The 3,338-nt window shown below is 56.9% G+C and carries 3 protein-coding genes; all 3 read left to right on the top strand.

Features of this window, described 5'->3' with window-relative positions:
- Positions 1-209: 209 nt before the first annotated feature.
- Entirely contained in the window at positions 210-1,445 is a 1,236-nt protein-coding gene (locus J8I87_RS43605; protein WP_209938821.1) for a site-specific integrase, read from the top strand.
- Entirely contained in the window at positions 1,445-2,389 is a 945-nt protein-coding gene (locus J8I87_RS43600) for a tyrosine-type recombinase/integrase (protein ID WP_209938820.1), read from the top strand. The genes J8I87_RS43605 and J8I87_RS43600 overlap by 1 nt, the downstream gene beginning before the upstream one ends.
- A partial coding sequence (locus J8I87_RS43595) for a site-specific integrase (protein ID WP_209938818.1) occupies positions 2,386-3,338 on the top strand: 953 nt, incomplete at its 3' end. The genes J8I87_RS43600 and J8I87_RS43595, both read left to right, overlap by 4 nt.

Genomic DNA, 3,338 nt, shown 5'->3' with positions numbered 1-3,338 from the left:
ATGCAACTGGCGCGCGATGGTGCCGCAGCGCCACTTCTCGACGTGGTAATACCGCTAATATCTTGCAAGATATTAGCGCTATTATTTAACGCCCCGGATTATGTCTTGCAGCCGTGTCACGAACTTGTTTTTAAGGTAGGCGCGTTGCAGCGGATAGAGATAATCTTGACTCCTTCCACCCGCTCTCCGCATTGGGGAAGGAGTTCATCGTGAAGTGCATCATTCATGATCAGGTCATTCTCTCGCGAACACCGGAAGGCCCCCTCGTAGATCATTTAATATCCTTTGCGGATGCGATCGCCGCTCAAGGATACAGTGCGCAATCCATGCAACAGCAGGTCCGAATCGCCGCAGGCTTTAGTCGATGGCTTAAACAGGCAGGCGTTGGTCTAAAGGACATTTGCGACGACCATGCGATACGGTATTTACGCTATCGCGCTCGGCATGTTAAGCCTTTCCCTGCAGATCGAGCGGCGCTCCGGCGTCTCATTGATTTCTTGCGTAGTGAGGGTGTGGTCGCTGGCGAGAAGATCGCAGCACATCGGCTGCTACCAACCGAGATCTGTGCACAGGCATATACGGAGTATTTGCGTAACGCCCAGGCTCTCACAGAAGCAACGGTCAGGGCCTACCTGCCGTTCGTCCGCGAATTTCTCCACCATTGTTTCGGTGATGGGAGGGTTACGTTATCGCGACTTCGTGCCGCAGATGTCGTGAGCTTTGTGCAAATCAGAGCACGACGTTTGCATTTGGCACACGCTAAACTCATGACCACCGCCCTGCGATCGTTTCTACGCTATGTGCGCTATCGTGGCGACATTGCACAGGATCTGACTTCAGCCGTTCCGGTCGTCGCCAACTGGTCGATGCAGTCAATTCCACGTGCGATTTCTGCCGAGCAAACGCGACAGTTGCTAGCTAGCATCGATAGACGGACAGCAGTTGGGTGTCGCGACTACGCCATTTTAGTCCTGCTCGCACGACTGGGGTTACGCGCTTGTGAAGTGGCTTTTCTCGAACTCGATGATATCGACTGGCGTTCTGGCCAACTGAGCGTCCGGGGCAAGGGCGGGCGACGCAACGAACTACCGTTGCCCGCTGACGTCGGCAAGGCAATTGCCACATACTTACAGCACGGGCGCCCTCATAGCAACAGTCGCCGCGTATTTTTACGTGTAGAGGCCCCCATCACGGGCTTTCGTGGATCAAATGGCATCATCACCCTCGTCAGGAATTCGCTTCAGCGCGCTGGCATAGACGCGCCCACGAAGGGTGCTCATCAGTTTCGCCACGGCCTGGCTACCCAGATGCTGAGCCATGGGGCTTCGCTCAGTGAGATCGGCGAGGTGTTGGGCCATCGTCATCCACAGACTACGACCGTCTACGCGAAGGCAGATATCAAGGCATTACGCACACTCGCAGTGCCATGGCCGGGAGGTGTGTGATGAACACGCTTCGTCAAGCCGTTCAGGACTACCTCGAGCTGAGGCGCAGCCTGGGATTCAAGCTGAAGGTGGCGGGCAGGATGCTGCCAGATTTCGTCGCGTTCATGGAACGACATCGGGCTTCCTACATTACCCAGGCGTTGGCTCTCGACTGGGCTCGACAACCATCAAATGTCCATCCCGCGTACTGGGCGCAACGACTGAGTTTCGTACGCGCTTTTGCCCGCTATCGCAGTGCCGTCGATCCCCGCACCGAGATACCAGGACAGGGCTTGTTACCGTTTCAACCTAAGCGGGCTCGACCGTACTTATATTCAACCGCCGAGATCTGCGCACTCTTGCGGGCTGCGCTTGAGATGCCATATCGTAACGAACGCGAAGCGCTTCTGCCGTCGACCTATCATTGCCTGTTCGGATTGCTGAGCGTATCTGGCATGCGTCCAGGTGAAGCACGCAATCTCGAGCTACAGGACGTAGATCTGACAGCGGGGATATTGACGATCCGCGGAGCGAAACTAGGCAAGACGAGATTGATTCCTTTGCATGCCTCGACCTGCAAGGTGCTCGCAGACTATATCGAACGACGTGAACATCATTGGGCGGGACGGCCAGTATCGCCCTACCTCTTTGTTTCAAGCTGGGGCAACCGGCTGGACAATTCCCGGATTTACCGCGCCTTCAATGAGTTATCACGGCAGATCGGCTTGCGCGGCACATCCGACAGTCACGGTCCACGTCTGCACGACATGAGGCACCTTTTCGCGACGAACACACTTGTACGATGGTACCAGTCCGGACAGGATCCCGAGCGTCGTCTACCAATCCTGTCGGCCTACCTCGGCCATGTGCACGTTGAGGATACGCAGTGGTATTTAAGCGGCTCGCCCGAACTGATGCGTGAGGCGATGCGCCGACTCGAACAGCGCTGGGGGAAACGGCAATGACTACTTCTGCCACCTTTGCTCCACTACTGGAACATTTCTTCACGCAGCGCCTGATGCAGCAGCGCCAGGCCAGTCCCCACACCATCAGCTCCTATCGCGATACCTTTCGGCAACTTCTAAAGTTCGTGCAGCAGCGCCTGCATAAGCCACCGTCCCAGCTGAATTTCGAGGACATCGATGCTCCTCTGATTGTCGCGTTCCTCGATGAACTTGAGAGGCACCAGGGCGTCAGCGTTCGCACTCGCAATTTACGCCTCGCGGCAATCCATTCCTTCTTTCACTACGCCGCTCTCGAAACACCGGCTCATTCCGCCCAGATCCAGCGGGTCCTTGCCATCCCTAGCAAACGCTTCACCCGTACGCTAATCCACTTCCTGACGCGCCCTGAAGTTGACGCCTTGCTAGCCGCGCCTGATCAAGGCACGTGGTCTGGCCGGCGCGATCACGCCTTTCTATTGGTCGCGGTACAGACCGGACTTCGCCTCTCGGAGATGACCGGGCTCAATCGTGAGGATCTGATCCTCGGCGCCGGCGCTCACGTGCGGGCGATCGGGAAAGGTCGAAAAGAGCGCTGCACACCCATCGCGAGATCCACGCGCGCGGTCCTGAAAGCGTGGTTGCGGGAACCACAACGTGGTGATGGCACGGTCCTGTTTCCCAGTGCACGGGGTGAACGCCTCAGTGTCCATGGCGTGCAGTACCTGCTAAACAAGCACCGCAAGACCGCGTGTGAAGTTTGCCCGTCATTGAAGCAGAAACGGGTCACTGTCCACTGTTTAAGACACACCATGGCCATGGACCTACTGCAACAAGGCGTTCGTCGCTCGGTCATCGCGTTATGGCTCGGGCATGAATCTGTGGAAACCACGGACATCTACGTCGAAGCGACTCTTGCGATGAAGGAAGAGGCCCTTGAGAAAGCCACTCCGCGACCCGGAAAGCATGGGCG

The sequence above is a fragment of the Paraburkholderia sp. LEh10 genome, from assembly GCF_017814945.1.
GTDB lineage: Bacteria > Pseudomonadota > Gammaproteobacteria > Burkholderiales > Burkholderiaceae > Paraburkholderia.
This window is presented reverse-complemented; position numbering and strand designations above follow the sequence as displayed.

Coding starts and splice junctions, on each gene's coding strand:
- J8I87_RS43600 (WP_209938820.1), top strand. CDS start 1,445: ATGAACACGCTTCGTCAAGCCGTTCAGGACTACCTCGAGCTGAGGCGC.